The organism is Sphingomonas caeni, from assembly GCF_026013415.1.
Classification (GTDB): Bacteria; Pseudomonadota; Alphaproteobacteria; order Sphingomonadales; family Sphingomonadaceae; genus Sphingomonas; species Sphingomonas caeni.
This window is the reverse complement of the sequence record NZ_JAPDOK010000002.1, coordinates 304,544-321,195: the sequence shown is the minus strand read 5'-3', so window position 1 is coordinate 321,195 and position 16,652 is coordinate 304,544. Positions and strand designations below refer to the sequence as shown.

General features: G+C 67.3%; 19 protein-coding genes. 6 read left to right on the top strand and 13 right to left on the bottom strand.

The window, feature by feature from the left end:
- Positions 1-30: 30 nt before the first annotated feature.
- Complete coding sequence (gene mgtE, locus OF829_RS06205; protein ID WP_264939113.1) at positions 31-1,455, bottom strand: magnesium transporter; 1,425 nt, start codon at positions 1,453-1,455, stop codon at positions 31-33.
- A 108-nt stretch (positions 1,456-1,563) separates the two neighbouring features.
- Between mgtE and OF829_RS06200 the strand changes: the two genes are divergently transcribed.
- Positions 1,564-2,016 (top strand): peptidylprolyl isomerase, encoded by a 453-nt coding sequence (locus tag OF829_RS06200; protein WP_264939112.1) that lies wholly within the window; start codon positions 1,564-1,566, stop codon positions 2,014-2,016.
- 54 nt (positions 2,017-2,070) lie between these two features.
- Here OF829_RS06200 and OF829_RS06195 read toward each other — a convergent pair whose 3' ends face one another.
- On the bottom strand, positions 2,071-2,958 hold the full coding sequence (locus OF829_RS06195) for a LysR substrate-binding domain-containing protein (protein ID WP_264939111.1): 888 nt from the start codon (positions 2,956-2,958) through the stop codon (positions 2,071-2,073).
- A 296-nt stretch (positions 2,959-3,254) separates the two neighbouring features.
- Here OF829_RS06195 and OF829_RS06190 point away from each other — a divergent pair, with 296 nt between their 5' ends.
- Positions 3,255-5,549: a CDC48 family AAA ATPase gene (locus OF829_RS06190; protein ID WP_264939110.1), complete on the top strand. Its 2,295-nt coding sequence runs from the start codon at positions 3,255-3,257 to the stop codon at positions 5,547-5,549.
- Between the two features lie 63 nt (positions 5,550-5,612).
- On the opposite strand, the gene OF829_RS06185 is transcribed toward OF829_RS06190, so the two are convergent.
- Together OF829_RS06185 and OF829_RS06180 are read right to left on the bottom strand one after the other, a co-directional pair.
- Positions 5,613-6,944, bottom strand: coding sequence for an MFS transporter (locus OF829_RS06185; RefSeq protein WP_264939109.1), 1,332 nt, complete (start codon positions 6,942-6,944; stop codon positions 5,613-5,615).
- Positions 6,944-7,276 (bottom strand): antibiotic biosynthesis monooxygenase family protein, encoded by a 333-nt coding sequence (locus tag OF829_RS06180; RefSeq protein WP_264939108.1) that lies wholly within the window; start codon positions 7,274-7,276, stop codon positions 6,944-6,946. Before OF829_RS06180 ends, OF829_RS06185 begins: the two co-directional genes overlap by 1 nt.
- A gap of 69 nt (positions 7,277-7,345) precedes the next feature.
- Between OF829_RS06180 and OF829_RS06175 the strand changes: the two genes are divergently transcribed.
- From OF829_RS06175 to OF829_RS06165, 3 genes are all read left to right on the top strand, one after another.
- Positions 7,346-7,957, top strand: coding sequence for a class I SAM-dependent methyltransferase (locus OF829_RS06175; protein WP_264939107.1), 612 nt, complete (start codon positions 7,346-7,348; stop codon positions 7,955-7,957).
- Between the two features lie 84 nt (positions 7,958-8,041).
- Complete coding sequence (msrB, locus tag OF829_RS06170; protein ID WP_264939106.1) at positions 8,042-8,479, top strand: peptide-methionine (R)-S-oxide reductase MsrB; 438 nt, start codon at positions 8,042-8,044, stop codon at positions 8,477-8,479.
- A 43-nt stretch (positions 8,480-8,522) separates the two neighbouring features.
- A complete protein-coding gene (locus tag OF829_RS06165) occupies positions 8,523-10,670 on the top strand; it encodes a transglycosylase domain-containing protein (protein WP_264939105.1) in 2,148 nt (715 codons plus the stop codon).
- A gap of 280 nt (positions 10,671-10,950) precedes the next feature.
- Here OF829_RS06165 and OF829_RS06160 read toward each other — a convergent pair whose 3' ends face one another.
- From OF829_RS06160 to OF829_RS06150, 3 genes are read right to left on the bottom strand one after another with little or no spacing between them, the layout of a single operon-like run.
- Positions 10,951-11,625: a M48 family metallopeptidase gene (locus tag OF829_RS06160; protein WP_264939104.1), complete on the bottom strand. Its 675-nt coding sequence runs from the start codon at positions 11,623-11,625 to the stop codon at positions 10,951-10,953.
- Complete coding sequence (locus OF829_RS06155) at positions 11,622-12,065, bottom strand: YcgN family cysteine cluster protein (RefSeq protein WP_264939103.1); 444 nt, start codon at positions 12,063-12,065, stop codon at positions 11,622-11,624. Before OF829_RS06155 ends, OF829_RS06160 begins: the two co-directional genes overlap by 4 nt.
- Complete coding sequence (locus tag OF829_RS06150; protein ID WP_264939102.1) at positions 12,053-12,664, bottom strand: SCO family protein; 612 nt, start codon at positions 12,662-12,664, stop codon at positions 12,053-12,055. The genes OF829_RS06155 and OF829_RS06150 overlap by 13 nt, the downstream gene beginning before the upstream one ends.
- An 83-nt stretch (positions 12,665-12,747) precedes the next feature.
- On the opposite strand from OF829_RS06150, the gene OF829_RS06145 reads away from it, so the two are divergent.
- The gene (locus OF829_RS06145) at positions 12,748-13,359 is read left to right on the top strand and encodes an ankyrin repeat domain-containing protein (protein WP_264939101.1); all 612 of its coding nucleotides are present in this window, start codon (positions 12,748-12,750) and stop codon (positions 13,357-13,359) included.
- 60 nt (positions 13,360-13,419) lie between these two features.
- Here the strand turns inward: OF829_RS06145 and OF829_RS06140 are convergent, their stop codons facing one another.
- The 6 genes from OF829_RS06140 to hpf form a co-directional block, all read right to left on the bottom strand.
- Positions 13,420-13,902 (bottom strand): MmcB family DNA repair protein, encoded by a 483-nt coding sequence (locus tag OF829_RS06140; protein ID WP_264939100.1) that lies wholly within the window; start codon positions 13,900-13,902, stop codon positions 13,420-13,422.
- A 49-nt stretch (positions 13,903-13,951) separates the two neighbouring features.
- The gene (locus tag OF829_RS06135; RefSeq protein ID WP_319951535.1) at positions 13,952-14,419 is read right to left on the bottom strand and encodes a cell wall hydrolase; all 468 of its coding nucleotides are present in this window, start codon (positions 14,417-14,419) and stop codon (positions 13,952-13,954) included.
- A gap of 321 nt (positions 14,420-14,740) precedes the next feature.
- Positions 14,741-15,079: a DUF1491 family protein gene (locus OF829_RS06130; RefSeq protein ID WP_406701406.1), complete on the bottom strand. Its 339-nt coding sequence runs from the start codon at positions 15,077-15,079 to the stop codon at positions 14,741-14,743.
- Positions 15,079-15,585: a PaaI family thioesterase gene (locus OF829_RS06125; RefSeq protein ID WP_264939098.1), complete on the bottom strand. Its 507-nt coding sequence runs from the start codon at positions 15,583-15,585 to the stop codon at positions 15,079-15,081. The genes OF829_RS06130 and OF829_RS06125 overlap by 1 nt, the downstream gene beginning before the upstream one ends.
- Complete coding sequence (locus tag OF829_RS06120; protein WP_264939097.1) at positions 15,545-16,012, bottom strand: PTS sugar transporter subunit IIA; 468 nt, start codon at positions 16,010-16,012, stop codon at positions 15,545-15,547. The genes OF829_RS06125 and OF829_RS06120 overlap by 41 nt, the downstream gene beginning before the upstream one ends.
- A gap of 54 nt (positions 16,013-16,066) precedes the next feature.
- Positions 16,067-16,648 (bottom strand): ribosome hibernation-promoting factor, HPF/YfiA family, encoded by a 582-nt coding sequence (gene hpf / locus OF829_RS06115; protein ID WP_264939096.1) that lies wholly within the window; start codon positions 16,646-16,648, stop codon positions 16,067-16,069.
- Positions 16,649-16,652 lie beyond the last annotated feature (4 nt).

Genomic DNA, 16,652 nt, shown 5'->3' with positions numbered 1-16,652 from the left:
CACGCGATCTGGGGACCGGCGCGCCGCCGATCAACCCACCATCCCGCTCATCGTCGCAAGCCCGAGAAAGGCCAGGAACCCCATCGAATCGGTCACCATCGTCACGAAGATCGACGAGGCGACCGCGGGATCCTGTTCGAACCGCTCGAGCGTGACCGGCACCAGCACGCCCGCAAGCCCGGCGATCAGGATGTTGGTGAGCATCGCGGCGGCGATCACCCCGCCCAGCATCAGCCCGCCGCCCAGCGACGGGAGCACGAGCCCGGCCAGCGTCACCGCCATGCCGATCGCGACGGCGACGGTGGCACCGTTCATCAGCGCGATCATGATCTCGCGCTGGATCGCGCGCATCGTGTTCGACTGGGTCAGCTGGTTGGTCGCGAGCGCGCGCACCGTCACCGCCAGCGTCTGCGTCCCCGCATTGCCGCCGACGCCCGCGACGATCGGCATCAGCGCCGCCAGCACCGCCTTTTGCGCGATCGTCGCCTCGAAGGTCATCACGATCGAGGCGGGCAGCAATGCGGTGGCGAGATTGGTGATCAGCCAGCGCACCCGGCCCTTATAGCTGTCGAAGATCGGCTCGTTGATGTCGCCTTCGCCGGCGCCCGACAGGCGGAGGATATCCTCGCCCGCCTCTTCGGAGATGATGTGGACGACATCGTCGACCGTGATCATGCCCACCAGCCGCCCGCTCGGATCGACCACCGCCGCCGAGATCAGCGCATATTTCTGGAAGCGCAGCGCCACCTCCTCCTGGTCCATATCGACCGGGATCAGCATCTGCTCGCGCTTCATGACGTCACTGATCGAGATCGCGCGCGGCGTGCGAAGCACCCAGGAGAGCGCGCACGTGCCGATCGGCTTGTGCGCGGGATCGACGACGAAGATCTCCCAGAAATCGGTGGTGAGATCGTCGTTCTTGCGCATGTAGTCGAGCACGTCGCCGACGGTCCAATGCTCGGGCACCGCGATCAGCTCGCGCTGCATCAGGCGGCCGGCGGATTCCTCGGGGTAGGAGAGCGCTTCCTCGATCGCGGCGCGATCGTCGGGCTCCATCGCGCGGAGCACCTCGCGCTGGTCCTCGGGCTCCATGTCCTCGATGATCGCGACGGCATCGTCGGTATCGAGTTCGGCGGCGATGTCCGCCACCTCGTGCGGCTCGAGCGCGTCGATCAGGTCCTCGCGGACATAATCGTTCATCTCGGCGAACACATCGGCGTCGAGCAGGTCGGCGAGCGCGCGGGCGAGCGCGGGGCGGTCCTCGTGCGAGGTCAGCTCGAACAGGTCGGCGATGTCGGCGGGGTGGAGCGGCTCGACCAGCGCGCGCGCGTCCTCGTCGTGGCCCGCCTCGACCGCATCGAGCACCGCGCGGACGAATTCGGGCTTGAGCCGGTCGTCCTCGTCGAGCTCGCTCTCTTGCGCTACGACCTGGGGTTCGAGTTCGGTCTCGCTCATCGTTCGACCTCCCTTTGGTCCGGCTGGGCGGGGCTTACTCCCGGGAGAAGGATTTGCAAGTCGGGCCAAGCGCGACTAGCTGCACTCGCTGGTTTCCAGGAGTATCCGATGTCCGAGTTCAATACCCTCGTCCTGACGCTCGATACGGGCGATGTGACGATCAAGCTGCGTCCCGACCTTGCTCCCAAGCATGTCGAGCGGATCGCGACGCTTGCCAATCGCGGCTTCTATGACGGCGTCGTCTTCCACCGCGTGATCGACGGGTTCATGGCGCAGGGCGGCGATCCGAGCGGGACCGGCTCGGGCGGTTCGAAGGAGCCCAACCTCCCCGCCGAATTCAGCCGCGAGCCGCATGTGCGCGGCGTCGCCTCGATGGCGCGGACGATGGACCCGAACAGCGCGAATTCGCAATTCTTCATCTGCCTCGACGACGCGACCTTCCTCGACGGGCAATATACCGTCTGGGGCGAAGTGACCGACGGCATGGAGAATGTCGACGCGCTCCCCAAGGGCGAGCCGCCGCGCAATCCGGGCAAGATCGTCAAGGCCCGCGCCGAATAAGCGCCGCCTGATCGCGAGAACGAAGAGCCCCGCCCTCACCGGCGGGGCTTTTTGTTACTCCGCCGCGCCCAGCGCCCCGATCAGCCAGTCGTGGAAGATGCGCACCGGGCGCGTGGTGAGCGCACGGGGGCGGCACACGAACCAGTAGCTGTAATGGCTCTCCACCGTCAGATCGAAGAGCTGGACGAGCCGCGGGTCGCGCGCGGCCTCGAAATGGGTTTCGAGCATGAAGGCGACCCCCAGTCCCTGCGCCGCCGCCTCGAGCATCAGCGTGCCCGAATCGAAATGATCGATCGCCAGCGGCTCGAGATCGGGCAGGCCCGCCGCCGCGCGCCAGCCGGTGAAGGTGTCCGCCATGTCGCGATGGACCAGGGCGGTCAGGCCCACGAGCTGTTCGGGCCGGGTGATCGGATCGGGCCCCTCGATCAGCGATCGCGCGCCGATCACATGGACCCGATTGCGGTCGAGCCGGCGCGCATAGAGCCCCGGATCGACATCGCGCGCGATCACGATCGCCGCGTCGAGCCCGTCGCCGAGCCGCGCCACGCCATGCCCCGCGGTATCGACATCGAGGTGCAGCTCGGGATGCTTGCGCTTGAGATCGGGGAGATGCTGCATCAGCCGCTGGGTCGCGAACAGCGGGAGCACGCCGAGGCGCAGCCGCAGCAACTCGGTGCCGCTGGTCATCGTCTCGACCGCATCGGTCATCGCATCGAGCGCGGGGGCGATCAGCCCGAGCAGCCGTTCGCCCTCGTCATTGAGCTTGAGCGCCTGGTGCCGCCGCTCGAACAACGGCTTGCCGATGAAGCGTTCGAGCGCCTGGACGCGGCGGCTGAGCGCGGGCGAGGACAGCGCAAGCTCCTCGGCCGCGGCCTTGATCGAGCCGAGCCGGGCGACCTGGACGAACGCCTCGATCGCAGTGAGGGGCGGCAACCGTCGCATCGCTCTCCCTTGCATGACCAAACTTTGTGCGCTGCGTCAGAGCCCTATCGCGCCGCCATCAGCACCTCAAAACGCCTTGCTGCCTCACTATCGTGCCGTGCTGACACGATTGCAAGTACCGCAACCATGCTCGCATCATTTCGCACTTGCGGAAGTTTTCGCCGCAGTGCACAAAGATCGAGCCTTTCAGGCATCCTCTCCTAAAACTTTCCAAAAGCCGGGCGGCAACGCCCGGCTCTTTTTTTGCCCGGCGCCCCGCCTATGTTAGCCGCTTCCCTCGCAGGAGAGCGACAGGCATGGCCGACGACGAAAAGGGTGCGCGCAAGCTGCAGGTGGCCAATGCCCGGCCCGAGGATAGCGGCCGCGGCCTTGCGCATCTGCCGCGCGCGCTGATGGCGGCGCTTCAGCTCGCCGAGGGCGACGTGATCGAGATCGTCGGCAAGCGCACCACCCCTGCGCGCGCGGTCTTCCCCTATCCCGAGGACGAGGGGCTCGAGCTGCTGCGCATCGACGGGCTCCAGCGCGCCAATGCCGGGGTCGGTTCGGGCGATTTCGTCGCGGTGCGCAAGGCCGAATCGAAGCCCGCCACCCGCATCGTCTTCGCTCCCGCGCAGGAAAATCTGCGCCTCCAGGGATCGGGCATGGCGCTCAAGCGCACCTTTTTCGGGCGGCCGCTCTGCCAGGGCGATATCGTCGCGACCGCGGGGCAGCAGCGCGTCGGCAACGTGCCCCCCGAGATCGCCCAGCATCTGCGCGCGCCCGCCTATGCGCTGCAGGAGATCCGCCTCGCGGTGATTTCGGCCAGTCCCAAGGGCATCGTCCATGTCGACGAGAATACCGAGGTCGAGCTGCGTCCCGAATATGAGGTGGCGGGCGACAGCCGCCGCGCCGACGTCACCTATGACGATATCGGCGGGATGGGCCCGACGATCGACCAGCTGCGCGAGATGGTCGAGCTGCCGCTGCGCTATCCCGAGCTATTCCAGCGGCTCGGCGTCGATCCGCCCAAGGGAGTGCTGCTCCATGGTCCGCCCGGCACCGGCAAGACGCGGCTCGCGCGCGCGGTGGCCAACGAATCGGACGCCAATTTCCACCTGATCAACGGCCCCGAGATCATGGGCTCGGCCTATGGCGAATCGGAGAAGCGGCTTCGCGAGGTGTTCGAGGCGGCCAACAAGGACGCGCCCTCGATCGTCTTCATCGACGAGATCGATTCGATCGCCCCCAAGCGCGGCCAGGTCTCGGGCGAGGCGGAGAAGCGCCTCGTCGCGCAATTGCTCACGCTGATGGACGGGCTGGAGGCGCGCGCGAACGTCGTCGTCATCGCCGCGACCAATCGCCCCGAGGCGATCGACGAGGCGCTGCGCCGGCCGGGCCGGTTCGACCGCGAGATCGTGGTCGGCGTACCCGACGATCGCGGGCGCCGCGAGATATTGGGCATCCATACGCGCGGCATGCCGCTCAGCGAGGATGTCGATCTCGCCGAGCTCGCCCGCACCACCTACGGGTTCGTCGGCGCCGATCTCGCCGCGCTCACGCGCGAGGCGGCGATCGAGGCGATCCGGCGGCTGATGCCCAAGCTCAATCTCGAGGACCACAGCATCCCGCCGGAGATTCTCGACACGCTCTCGGTTACCCGCGAGGATTTCCTCGAGGCGATGAAGCGCGTCCAGCCCTCCGCAATGCGGGAGGTGATGGTCCAGGCGCCGACCGTGCGCTGGGAGGATGTCGGCGGGCTCGACGATGCGCAGATGCGCCTGAAGGAAGGCGTCGAGCTCCCGCTCAAGGATCCCGGCGCATTCCGCCGCCTCGGGATCCGCCCGGCCAAGGGCTTCCTGCTCTACGGTCCTCCGGGCACCGGCAAGACGCTGCTGGCGAAAGCGGTGGCGCGCGAGGCGGAGGCGAATTTCATCGCCACCAAATCCTCCGACCTGCTCTCCAAATGGTATGGCGAGAGCGAGCAGCAGATCGCCAAGCTGTTCGCCCGGGCCCGCCAGGTCGCGCCGTGCGTGATCTTCATCGACGAGCTCGATTCGCTCGTCCCCGCGCGCGGCGGCGGGCTGGGCGAGCCGCAGGCAACCGAGCGGGTGGTCAACACCATCCTCGCCGAGATGGACGGCCTCGAGGAGCTGCAATCGGTGGTGGTGATCGGCGCCACGAATCGCCCCAATCTGATCGATCCGGCGCTGCTGCGTCCGGGGCGGTTCGACGAGCTCGTCTATGTCGGCGTTCCCGATCAGGCGGGCCGCGCGCGCATCCTCAAGATCCAGACCGCGAAGATGCCGCTCGCCAAGGATGTCGATCTCGACGCCATCGCCGCCCGGGCGGAGCGCTATACCGGGGCCGATCTCGAGGATATCGTCCGCCGCGCGGGCCTCGTCGCGCTGCGCGAATCGCTCTCCACCAAGGCGGTGACCCAGGCGCATTTCGAAGCGGCGCTCGCCGATTCGCGCGCCACGGTCACGCCCGAGATGGAGGCCGAATATGAGGCGATGTCGTCGCGGCTGAAGCAGGACGCGGTCTCGATCCAGCCGATCGGCTTCATCGCGCCGGGGATGCTCCGAGGGCACGGTCCGAAGGGCGATCTTTGATCGGCTCACGCCGATAGGCGGCACCGGCCCGCTCCCCCTCCCGGCCACCCTTACGATAGCAGGCTATGGGTGACCGGGAGGGGGAGCGGGCCGGTGCCGCTTGTCGCTGTTAAGCGACAAAAACGCATACACCACCGCCGCCAGCAGCCAGCCGGCGGCGGTGAGATAGGGCAAAGGCCGCCACAGCTCGTAGAGCCCGACGCCGATCGAAGGTCCGAGCACGAAGGCGGCGCCGTTGATCGAGGTCACCTTGCCCGCGACCGATCCCTGCGACTCGGGGCCGACCGCGAGCGAGGAGCCCGCGGTGAATCCCGGCCGCGCGAAGCCGAAGCCGAGCGACGCCAGCGCATATCCCATGCCGATTCCCGAGATCGACGTCGCGGTCCCCGTCGCCGCGCAGCCCAGCGCCGCCACCGCGAGCCCGACCAGCACCAAAGCGCGCGGCTTGAGGTCGAGCATCGGGATCAGCCCCCATTGCGCGAGCAACGCCGATCCCGCGCCCATCATCAGCACCAGGCCGGTCGGCTGGAGCGCCTCGACCGGGGTGACGTGGAGCCGGTCGATCACCAGGAAGCCGATCGCCTGCCCGGTCATCGCCTGGGCGTGGCCCATCACCAGCCCGGTGATCATCCAGCCGCGCACCCGCGCATCGAAATAGCCGATATTGCTGCTCGTCCGTTCGGAGACCGCCGCGGTCACGCTCGCGCCCGATGTCTGCCCGCCGATCGAGGGATAGGCGACCGCCGCGCCATGCGCCTTGGCCTCCTCCCGGGGCAACAGGCGAAGCACCGCGATCCAGATCGCCAGGCCCACCGCGCTCGCGGCAAAGGCCGGCCCGGCCAAACCGACCACCGGCCCGCCCTGCCAGAGGCTCCCCATCACCAGATAGGGCGCGATCGCCGGTCCCGTGATCGTGCCGAGTCCGAAGGCCGAGGCGAGCAGGGTCAGCGCCCTGGTCCGCCGCCGCCGGCTCGTCCGCCCCGCGACGATCGCCTGCACCGCAGGCGGCGCCGCTGACCCGAAGGTGCCGTAGATCACGCGCCCGATGATGAAGGCGACGAAGGTGGTGACCGGCCCCAGCACGCCGTTGATCCCGAGCATCAGGAACAGCCCGCACAGGAACAGCGAGACGGTGAAGCCGCCCACGCCGATCAGCACCATCAGCCGCCGTCCATGCCGGTCCGACCGGTTCGCCCAGAAGGGCGCGGCGATGACCCAAAGCAAAGCCGATACCGAAAACACCGCCGCCACCGCGCTGTCCGCCGCGCCCAGCGACCGGCCGAGCGCGGGCAGCACCGATTGCAGCGCGGTGTTCCCCGCCGCGATGGCGAGCATCACGGTGAAGAGCAGGGCGAAGGTCTTGTCGACCTTGAGACGGGGCCGGATGGGCTCCATCAGCGCTCCCAGCTGTAACCGCGGCGGACCTCGCTCACGAACAGCTCATAGCGTTGATACCAGCGCTCGCGGCCTTGGTCGCGGATCGCGGCATGCTCGGGATTTTGACGCCAGGCGACCGCGCTTTCCTCGTCAGCCCAATAGCTTACCGTGATCCCGAAGCCGCTCGCGTCGCGGGTGCTGTCGATCCCGCGATAGCCCGGCTGCTGCTCGGCCAGCGCCACCATCGCCGCGGCCGCCGCGCCATAGCCTTCGGGGTCTTCGCCCGTTTCCTGCGAGACGAAGATCACCGCGATCTCCCCGGCGCGCAATCCATGACTGTTGTGTGACATGCCGACTCCGACTAGTCGCTAGGGCTGTCCGCGCAACCGCGGGCGCGTTCATCCGTTCTCTGGAGCCCTATGCCTTCCACCCGATCGCTGCCGCGCGCAAGTCGCCACACGGACAAACCCGCTTCCGATTGGGGGCTGTTCGTGCGCGGCTTCATCAAGCATCCGGCCATGGTCGCCTCGATCGTCCCATCCTCGGGCCGGCTGATCCGGCACATGCTCGATCGGGTCGATTGGGCGGATTGCAAGGTCTTTGTCGAATATGGGCCGGGCGTCGGCACCTTCTGCCAGGCGGTGCTCGACCGGCTGGCGCCCGACGCCGAATATATCGCGATCGATCCCAACCCCGACTTTGTCGAGCATCTGCGCCACAAGATTCGCGATTCGCGCTTCACCCTGATCCAGGGCTCGGCCGAGGATGTCCGCCAGATCCTCAAGGATCGCGGCTATGACCATGCCGATTACATCCTGTCGGGCCTTCCCTTCACCACCCTCCCCGCGGGCGTGGGCGACCTGATCGCGCGCGAGACCGCCGCGGCACTCCGCCCCGGCGGCGCCTTCCTCGTCTATCAGTTCCGCCCCCGGGTCCGGAACTTCTTCGCGCCCTATTTGCCGAAGATCGATCACGCGATGGAATGGTGGAACGTTCCCCCCGCCCAGCTCTGGTGGGCGTGGAAGGAGTAGCGCGCAAGCAACGGCTTCAAGGATTCAGCGTTAGCGCGACGTAGGTAATTGACGCGCCCGCCCCGTCGGAACAGAGAAACTGGCATGGAGCAAATCAACCTGCCCGAGTCCGAGTGGCGCAAGAAGCTGACGCCCGAGCAATATCATGTGTTGCGCGAGGCCGGGACCGAGCGTCCCTTTGCCGGCAAGTACGACAACAACAAGGCCGACGGCATCTATCGCTGCGCCGGTTGCGCGCTCGATCTGTTCGACAGCGCCGACAAATATGATTCGGGTTCGGGCTGGCCGAGCTTCACCCAGCCGGTCGACGGGACCCATGTCGTCGAGCATCACGATTCGACCCATGGCATGACCCGCGTCGAGGTGCGCTGCGCGCGCTGCGACGGGCACCTGGGGCATGTCTTCCCCGATGGACCGCCGCCGACGGGGCTGCGCTATTGCATCAATTCGGTGAGTCTCGACTTCCGTTCACGCGGCGCTAACGGGCCTAGCGCTAGTGCGGGCGATGCTTCGGGCTCGTGAATTCCTTGTGAGCCGGCGGATCACGGCGTAACTCACCCCACGCATGGCCAATTTCAAAGACTATCTGCCGAAGCGCTGGCCGACCTGGCCCGAATGGAAGCGCTATCTGATCTGGGGCGGCGGCGGGCTCGGCGCGCTGGGGCTGCTCGGCTTCATCATCCTGCTGGTCGCGGTCTATTCGACCAAGGCCTCGCTCCCCTCGTACGGGGAGCTCAAATCCTCGCCCAACGGACAGATGATTCGCGTCCACGCCGCCGATGGCACCGTGCTGGTGTCGATGGGCCCGAGCTACGGCGAGTGGATCGAGTACGATCAGATCCCGCAGGTGATGAAGGACGCGATCATTGCGATCGAGGACAAGCGCTTCGAGTCGCATTGGGGCGTCGATGCCTGGGGCATGCTCCGCGCGGTCCGCGTCGGCATCGCCAATTCGGGGCAGGACAAGAGGCTCCAGGGCGCTTCGACGATCACCCAGCAGGTCGCGCGCACCATCTTCCTGTCGAACAAATATGATGTCGGCCGAAAGATGCGCGAGGGCGTGCTCGCGCTCGCGATGGAGCGCAAATTCACCAAGAGCCAGATCCTCGAACTCTATCTCAACAAGGTCTATTTCGGCGGCGGCGCCTACGGCATCGACGCCGCCTCGCGCCGCTTCTTCGGTCATCCCGCCACCAAGCTGACGCTGAGCGAGGCCGCGGTGATCGCCGGCCTGGTCAAGGCGCCCTCGCACTATTCGCCCACCGCCGATGCCGAGGCCGCGGTCGGCCGCGCGAGCGTGGTGCTCGATGTGATGGAGGATCAGGGCAAGATCACCCCCGCCCAGCGCGCCGCGGCCGACCCGAAGATGGTCAAGATGGCGCCCGAGCCCAAGCAGAACAGCGTGCGCTATTTCACCGACTGGGCGCTGCCCCAGCTCGAAGTGCTGATCGATGAGACCGATGCCCCGCTCGAAGTGTGGACCACGCTCGATCTCGGAATGCAGCGCGCCGCAGACGAATCGATCCGCGCCAATGCCCCCGCGGGCGCACAGGGCGCCCTGGTCACGCTCGACCGCGACGGCGCGGTTCGAGCGATGGTGGGGGGCAAGGACTATGTCGCCTCGATCTACAACCGCGCGACCCAGGCGGTCCGCCAGCCAGGATCGTCGTTCAAGCTGTTCGTCTATTTGGCCGCGCTCGAAGCCGGGCACCGCCCCGAGGACCTGGTCGTCGACGAGCCGGTGACGATCCGTGGCTGGACACCGCGCAACAATTCGCGCCGCTTCAACGGCGAGATGACGCTGCGCAACGCCTTCGCCTTCTCGATCAATACGATCGCGGCCAAGCTGGGCGACGAGGTCGGTTTCGGCACCGTCGCGGACATGGCGCGGCGGATGGGCATCACCACGCCGATCAACACCTATCCCTCGATGGTGCTTGGCACGTCGAACGTCCGCCTGATCGACATGACCCGCGCCTTCGCCTCGGTGGGGCAGCACGGGGTTGCGGTCACGCCCTATGGCATCACGCGCGTCACCGCGAACGGCGCGGTGATCTACCAGCACGAAGTCGATACCAGCCGCGTCCTCGTCTCCGAGGATGTCGCCAAGCAGATGACCGATCTGCTCCAGACCGCGGTCAATACCGGCACCGGCAAGGCCGCGCAGATCGGGCGCCCGGTCGCGGGCAAGACCGGTACGACCACCTCGAACCAGGATGGCTGGTTCATCGGCTTCTCCTCGGGGCTGACCACCGGCGTGTGGATGGGCCGCGACGACAACAAGCCGGTCCCTGGCCTCCAGGGCGGCCACGCCCCGGCGCGCACCTTCGGCATGTATATGACGCGCGCGGTGGCCGGCCGCCCGGTCGAACAGTTCGACACCCAGGTGACGCTCCCCGAATTCTCGATCGACAATGAGACCGATCTCTATGGCGGGCCCGACAACAGCGTGTTCGTCGATCCCGACGGCCAGGCGATCGATCCCGGCGCGCGCGATCCCGCGGTCGATGGCGAGCCCGATCCCAAGATCGACCAGGATTTCATCGACCGGACGACGCGCGATCCCGCCCCGGGCGAGGACAAGGCCCCGCAACAGCCCCGCGAGATTCCGCGCCCGCCCGGCACCCAACCCACCCCTCAGCGGCAGGATCAGCGCGACCGCGACAATCGCGAGCTTGCGGACCCGGCGCGGCGGCCGGGGAATCCCGAATAGCTACCAGTGCTCCTTCGAGCGCAGGAGCAGCTGGATCCGTACGCCATTCGCTTTGGCTTCGACGCATCGGGCCCCAGGCCCTTGCAATGTAGGATTTCGGCTGCTTGGCTCGCGCAGCCGACCGCTCCGGCCGCTCTTTGACCCTGTCGATCCGCACCTGGCGAACCAGGCGTTTCCCCCGGGAAACCGCGCGGCGGAAAACATGCCGATCAGTGTTGCCCTAGTGTCACCTTTCACATGTTGGGACGGCCGGGCCTGGAGCGCCAATTGAGCCGGAACCCTAGCCCTTCCCGATCCAGTGTAGCGCCGCCCCATGCCGGCGCAGCCATGTCCGCGCCGGCGCCGGATCGGCCTCGAACAGCGTCTCCACGAACCGGTGGAACGCCGCCCCGTGGTTCATGTGCACCCGGTGCGCCACCTCGTGCGCCACCGTCGCGCGGCGAACGAAGCTCGGCGCGAGGATCAGCCGCCAGCTGTAGCGGATCGACCCCGACGCCGCGCAGCTCCCCCAGCGCCCGCGCGGATCGCCGATCGACACGGCCGTCACCCGCACCCCCGCGCGATCGGCATATTCGGCGGTCTCCTCGCTCAGGATGCGCAGCGCCTCGGCGCGGAACCAGCGCTCGACGCGCTTTTCCAGCCCCTCGCGCGGCCCGCCGCAGAGCAGCCTGTCGCCCTCCAGCCGCGGCGTCCGCCTGGCCCCCGGGGACGGCCAGACGATCTCGATCTCGTCATCCTCGAGCGGCACCAGCGCGCCGGGCGCGAACGGCCGCCCCTCGGGCAATTTCGCCTGCTGCGTCTCGATCCAGCCGCGCTGTTCCTCGGCCCAGGCGAGCGCCTTGCGCAGCGACGCGCGCGGCGGGATCGTCAGCCGCACCCGCCCGCTTCGCGGGTCCACCGACAGCCGCATCGCCCGGGACCGCGCGTTGCGGACAACGTCCAGCTCGAGGCTCAAAGCTCGCGGTCCACCAGATGATGTTCGAGATCGCCGGCCAGATCCTCCGATACCGTCCAGCCGCGCACCGATTCGCCCGCGCGGTGGACCGCCTCGCGGTCGCCGCACACCAGATAGTGCCAGCCGGGCAGCGGCTCGCCCGCCGCGCGCAGCCGATAGGCGCAGGTCTTCGGCAGCCAGGCGATCGAATCGACATTGGCCGAGGTCAGCCGCACGCAATCGGGCACATAGGCGCGGCGGTTGCGGTAATCCTTGCACTGCGCGGTCGCGCTATCGAGCAGCCGGCACGCGACATTGGTGGCGTGGAGATCGCCGGTATCGGCATCCTCGAGCTTGTGGAGGCAGCATTTGCCGCACCCGTCGCACAGCGCCTCCCACTGCGCGCGGTCGAGCTGGTGGAGCGGGATGTCTTCCCAGAATTTGCCCGTCACCGCACCCATTTCTTGATCTCGGCGATCATCTCTTCGGGCTTCATGTCGTGGGTCAGCGCCGCGATCGGCTCGCCCTTCGGCCCCATCAGATAGGTGACGGTGCCGTGATCGACCAGATAGGCGCCCGAGTCGTTGTCGGGCTTCTGCACCTGGAACGGCACCGCATACGCCTTGGCCGTGGCCGCAATCGCATCGGGACTGCCGGTCAGCGCGACCAGCCGCCGGTCGAAATTGCCGGCAAACGCCTTGAGCGCGGCGGGCGTATCGCGCGCGGGATCGACGGTGATGAAGATCGGCACCAGCCTGACCGCGATCGCCGGATCGCTCTTGTCGAGCGCGCGCATCACCGCGCTGACCTTCGCCATGTCGGTGGGGCAGACATCGGGACAGAAGGTGTAGCCGAAATAGACGAGCCGGTATTTGCCCGCGAAATCCGAATCGCGAACGGTCTTGCCGTTCTGATCTGTGAGCGCGAACGGCCCGCCGATGCGCGCGCCGGCGAGCGGCGGATCGCCCCTCGGCGCCGCCCGGCCGCAGGACGTGAGGACGAGCGCGCCAAGCATCATGGGGACGAGCGCCGTTGCAATGCGGAAATTCTTGCTGTTCATGGCGACGCCAGCCTTGATCTGATAGGGCGGCGCTTGCAAGGTTCCTCGGGGGACTGGCGGGCAAGAGCGAAGGGTTCCAGCGTATGATGCCGTCGAAATTTCTCCATGCCGCCCTCGCGGCATTCGGTCTGCTGCTTGTGGCGGCCCCGGCGCACGCCCAGCATTTCTCGGACAGCTATCAGTTCCTCGAGGCGATCCGGAAGCAGGATGGCGGCAAGGTGATGCAGATCATCACCGATACCAATGGCAGCATCATCGACACCAAGGACCGCTCGACCGGCGAGGGCGCGCTCCATATCGTCGTCCGCCAGGCCGATTCGACCTGGCTGCGCTATCTGATCCAGAAGGGCGCCAACCCCAACATCCAGGACGGCCGCGGCAACACGCCGATGATGCTCGCGGTCGAGACCGGCTTTGTCGAAGGCGTGCAGATCCTGATCCGCTATGGCGCCAACGTGAACCTTCCCAATTCGAGCGGCGAGACCCCGCTGATCCGCGCGGTGCAGCTGCGCAAGCTCGAAATGGTGCGCACCCTGCTCGAGGGCGGCGCCGATCCGGACCGGCCCGACCATATTTCGGGCCAGTCGGCGCGCGACTATGCGCGGATCGACCGGCGCATGCCCCCCTCGATCACCAAGCTGCTCGCCGACGCGCCCAAGGTGAACCGTTCGGCGGTTTCGGGCCCGAAGCTCTAGTTTTTGATCGCCTCACGGCGATGGCGGCACCAGCCCGCTCCCAGCGAAGCTAAAAACGACTCAAATCGCTTCCGCGTCGGGGTCCATCATGTGGATCACCCGGCGCGCGGCGCGCCTTGCGAACGCCAGCGTGCACTTCTTCCGCGTCGCCGCGGCGAGCGGCACCGTGTTCGCCTCGCGCAGCACCGCCGCGTCGTAGCGGTCCGCGACGATCAGCCCGGCGCGATCGGGCAGGAAACAGTCCTGCTCGAACGGGCGCAGATCGAACCCTTCGGGCACCGCCCAGAAGAAGCGGTCGCAATGCGCGAGATAGTCGTTCCACTTGCAATCGCCGAGCAGATCGGCGCGCGAGACCTTGATCTCGACGATGACGATGTTGCCATGCGCATCGAGCGCCATCAGGTCGGCGCGGCGGCCGTCGCTCAGCGGCACCTCGGCGATCGCGACGCAATCATGGCGCAGCAGCATCCGGCAGACGCCGCGCACGACATCGGCGGCGATCATGGGAGAATCGACGGGGGACAGCGAAGCCATCCCCCGCATTTAGAACATTGCGGGAACGATTGGAAGGGTTAGGCCCCTCCCGAATCACTCAGCGGTAGAAAATGTGATTTCCTATCACGCCGACGCGCGAGCGCTTCCAGCGCGGCGAGACGTAGCGCGCATGGAAATAGAGCGCGTCCTCGGCCGGCGAATCCCACAAATCCTTGCGCGCAACCTGCGCCACCGCCATCGCCCGGCGCCACTGCGCATTGTTGGGCGGGGTCGGCAGGACGCCGCGGCGCACGAAGGAGAATTGGCCGGGCTGCTTGATCACGCCGCACACCGAGTGCGCGAAACGGCCCGACGCGGCACGGTTGAGGATCACCTCGGCGACCGCGAGCTGGCCCGCAAGCGGCTCGCCCTTCGATTCATAATAGACGCCGACCGCGAGGCAGTTGAGCTCGCTATCGACTCCCTCGGGCATGTCCTGGGCATCGACCGCGGCGGAAAGCGTGGTGTAGGCGGCGGGCTCGGCCTTGACCGGCAGCGGCTGGACGATCTCCGCCGGCTTTGCCATCGCGGGCTGGCCCTGAGCGGGAACCCCAAGCGGGCTCGGCTCGTTAAGCTGTTGAAAGAGAAGGTCCGCAGGGGCACTTCCCAGATCGAGCGTGGCGGCGTTCGCAAGCGCGCCTGCGCCAAAAGTCACAGCCGCGAAGATCGCGGCGCGTGCAATGAACTTCATTATCCGTCGTTACTATGCGGTTGGTGCGCGGCACGGCCCCCTTTTCAAATTCGGGCCGCCGGGCTTCCCCCCGACTGCGTCACCGCTCGATCTCTCACCTCGCGCGGCACAACGCTATTATCAATGCCGGGCCTGTCGGGGTCCCGTGGTTAAAAGTCAATGAAAGCCCATCGTTTCAGCGGCGAACCGTTCCGCCTGTACGATGTCCAGTTCAATCACCCACAGATCGGAATCGCGTTCGCGCCGCCGCCGCCAATAATCGCTGGTAGCGTTATCATCCGCGAGCGCTGCCGGCCCCGAGGGCAGCAAGGCAGGTTCGCCGTCCGGCCCGATGCCGCGTTCAAGGAAGCGCGGATTCGCGCCCTTTTCCATGGTTAACAACAGGATGCCGCCCGATGTTTCGTCGCCCCGCGCGAGGACCATCGCCGATCCGCCCTCCTGATGGACACGGCGGACCAGCGCGCTGACCATCACCGCGCTGGTGACGCGCGCCATCAGCCCGCCCGGTATCCGGGAAGGCCCGCGAGCGGGATGCGCGAGCGCATGAAGGTGCCGGTGCCGCGGCCGGTCTCTTCGCCGGTCGCATCGATCAGCCGCGCCTCGGCAACGAACACGCGGCGCTGCCCGCTCACCCAGCGCCCTTCCGCGATCACCGGCCCTTCCCGGATCGGCTTGGTGAAGAGCAGGTTGAACGCCGTGGTGAGCAGGAACCGGTCGGTTACCAGGCTGTTCGCCGCGTAGAAGGCGGCATCGTCGAGCATCTTGAAATAGGCGGTGCCGTGCGCCGCGCCCGCTGCATGGTGATAGCGCCGATCGACGGTGAAGCGGATCCGCGCCACGCCGGGCGAGGGGATTTCGAGCGTCGAATCGAACCATTGGTTGATCGGCGCCGCGGCATAGAGCGATTCGAGCGCGCGGAAATGCGCCGCCTCGCCGCTCTGGACGGATTCAGGCCCGGTATCAGGCAGCGTCACGCGCCTCGACGCCGGTGAGCAGTGCATAGAGCGCGTCGGGTGACCCCGCCCCGCGCAACTTGGCCGCGAAGCCGCGATCGCGCAGCCGCCGCGAGACCCGCGCGAGCGCCTTGAGATGCTCGGCCCCTGCGCTCACCGGCGAGAGCAGGACGAACACCAGATCGACCGGCACCTCATCGACCGCGGCGAAATCGACCGGCTTTTCGAGTGCCGCGAAGATGCCGGTGACGTGGCGCAGCTCCTCCAGCTTGGCATGCGGGATCGCCACCGCGCCGCCGAACCCGGTCGAGCCGAGCTTCTCGCGCTCGGCCAGCCGCTCGGTCACCAGCTTGGCGTCGAGCCCATAGGCGCGCGCGGCGATGCCCCCCAATTGCTGGAAGAGCGCCTTCTTGTTCGATACCGCCAGCGTGGAAACCACCGCGTCCGGCACTAGCAAATCGCTGAGATCAGTCATGCAACATCCGTGAGGGCGCCCCCGGGGGCACCGTAAATACGAAATCCGTGCCGATCAGGATGCGCGGTTGGGCTCGACCCAGCCGATCGTCCCGTCGCCACGGCGATAGACCATGTTGAACGCGCCCGTACCCGAATTGCGGAAAAGAAGCGCGTTGGTATTGCGCAGATCGAGCATCATCACCGCATCCGAAACGGTTGCTTCGGGCACATCGACCCGGGTTTCGGCGATGATCAGCGGCGCGTCCGACGGCTCGTCCTCGACGGCGGCCTCCTGGAACAGCGTATAGCCGGCATTGTCTTGATCGGCTTCGTCGGAAACCCCGTTGGGCCCGCCATGATGATCCTTCAGCCGGCGGGTATAGCGGCGCAGCTGGGTCTCGATCCGGTCGGCGGCGCCATCGAACGCGAAATGCGCCTCCATCCCCTTGTTCGAGGCCTTGAGCACCAGCCCCTGGCGGACATGCGCGACGATGTCGCAGGTGAAGCCGTTGTCGTGCGGCCCCTTACCGAAGGTAGTGGTGGCCGAGATGGCGCGCGAGAAATATTTGTCAGCGATACCCTGGAGCCGATCGGTGACGTGCGACTTGAGCGCTTCGCCCGTGTCGACCTGATGGCCCGATACTCGGATATCCATGACT

What these genes read in the sequence shown, in the direction of transcription:
- hpf (WP_264939096.1), bottom strand. Translation starts at nt 16,648, where the DNA reads ATGGATATCCGAGTATCGGGCCATCAGGTCGACACGGGCGAAGCGCTC.
- OF829_RS06180 (WP_264939108.1), bottom strand. Translation starts at nt 7,276, where the DNA reads ATGTCACACAACAGTCATGGATTGCGCGCCGGGGAGATCGCGGTGATC.
- OF829_RS06120 (WP_264939097.1), bottom strand. Translation starts at nt 16,012, where the DNA reads ATGACTGATCTCAGCGATTTGCTAGTGCCGGACGCGGTGGTTTCCACG.
- OF829_RS06150 (WP_264939102.1), bottom strand. Translation starts at nt 12,664, where the DNA reads ATGAACAGCAAGAATTTCCGCATTGCAACGGCGCTCGTCCCCATGATG.
- mgtE (WP_264939113.1), bottom strand. Translation starts at nt 1,455, where the DNA reads ATGAGCGAGACCGAACTCGAACCCCAGGTCGTAGCGCAAGAGAGCGAG.
- OF829_RS06155 (WP_264939103.1), bottom strand. Translation starts at nt 12,065, where the DNA reads ATGGGTGCGGTGACGGGCAAATTCTGGGAAGACATCCCGCTCCACCAG.
- msrB (WP_264939106.1), top strand. Translation starts at nt 8,042, where the DNA reads ATGGAGCAAATCAACCTGCCCGAGTCCGAGTGGCGCAAGAAGCTGACG.
- OF829_RS06140 (WP_264939100.1), bottom strand. Translation starts at nt 13,902, where the DNA reads ATGCGGGGGATGGCTTCGCTGTCCCCCGTCGATTCTCCCATGATCGCC.
- OF829_RS06200 (WP_264939112.1), top strand. Translation starts at nt 1,564, where the DNA reads ATGTCCGAGTTCAATACCCTCGTCCTGACGCTCGATACGGGCGATGTG.
- OF829_RS06185 (WP_264939109.1), bottom strand. Translation starts at nt 6,944, where the DNA reads ATGGAGCCCATCCGGCCCCGTCTCAAGGTCGACAAGACCTTCGCCCTG.
- OF829_RS06125 (WP_264939098.1), bottom strand. Translation starts at nt 15,585, where the DNA reads ATGCACTGCTCACCGGCGTCGAGGCGCGTGACGCTGCCTGATACCGGG.
- OF829_RS06190 (WP_264939110.1), top strand. Translation starts at nt 3,255, where the DNA reads ATGGCCGACGACGAAAAGGGTGCGCGCAAGCTGCAGGTGGCCAATGCC.
- OF829_RS06130 (WP_406701406.1), bottom strand. Translation starts at nt 15,079, where the DNA reads ATGGCGCGCGTCACCAGCGCGGTGATGGTCAGCGCGCTGGTCCGCCGT.
- OF829_RS06135 (WP_319951535.1), bottom strand. Translation starts at nt 14,419, where the DNA reads ATGGCAAAGCCGGCGGAGATCGTCCAGCCGCTGCCGGTCAAGGCCGAG.
- OF829_RS06195 (WP_264939111.1), bottom strand. Translation starts at nt 2,958, where the DNA reads ATGCGACGGTTGCCGCCCCTCACTGCGATCGAGGCGTTCGTCCAGGTC.
- OF829_RS06175 (WP_264939107.1), top strand. Translation starts at nt 7,346, where the DNA reads ATGCCTTCCACCCGATCGCTGCCGCGCGCAAGTCGCCACACGGACAAA.
- OF829_RS06165 (WP_264939105.1), top strand. Translation starts at nt 8,523, where the DNA reads ATGGCCAATTTCAAAGACTATCTGCCGAAGCGCTGGCCGACCTGGCCC.
- OF829_RS06145 (WP_264939101.1), top strand. Translation starts at nt 12,748, where the DNA reads ATGATGCCGTCGAAATTTCTCCATGCCGCCCTCGCGGCATTCGGTCTG.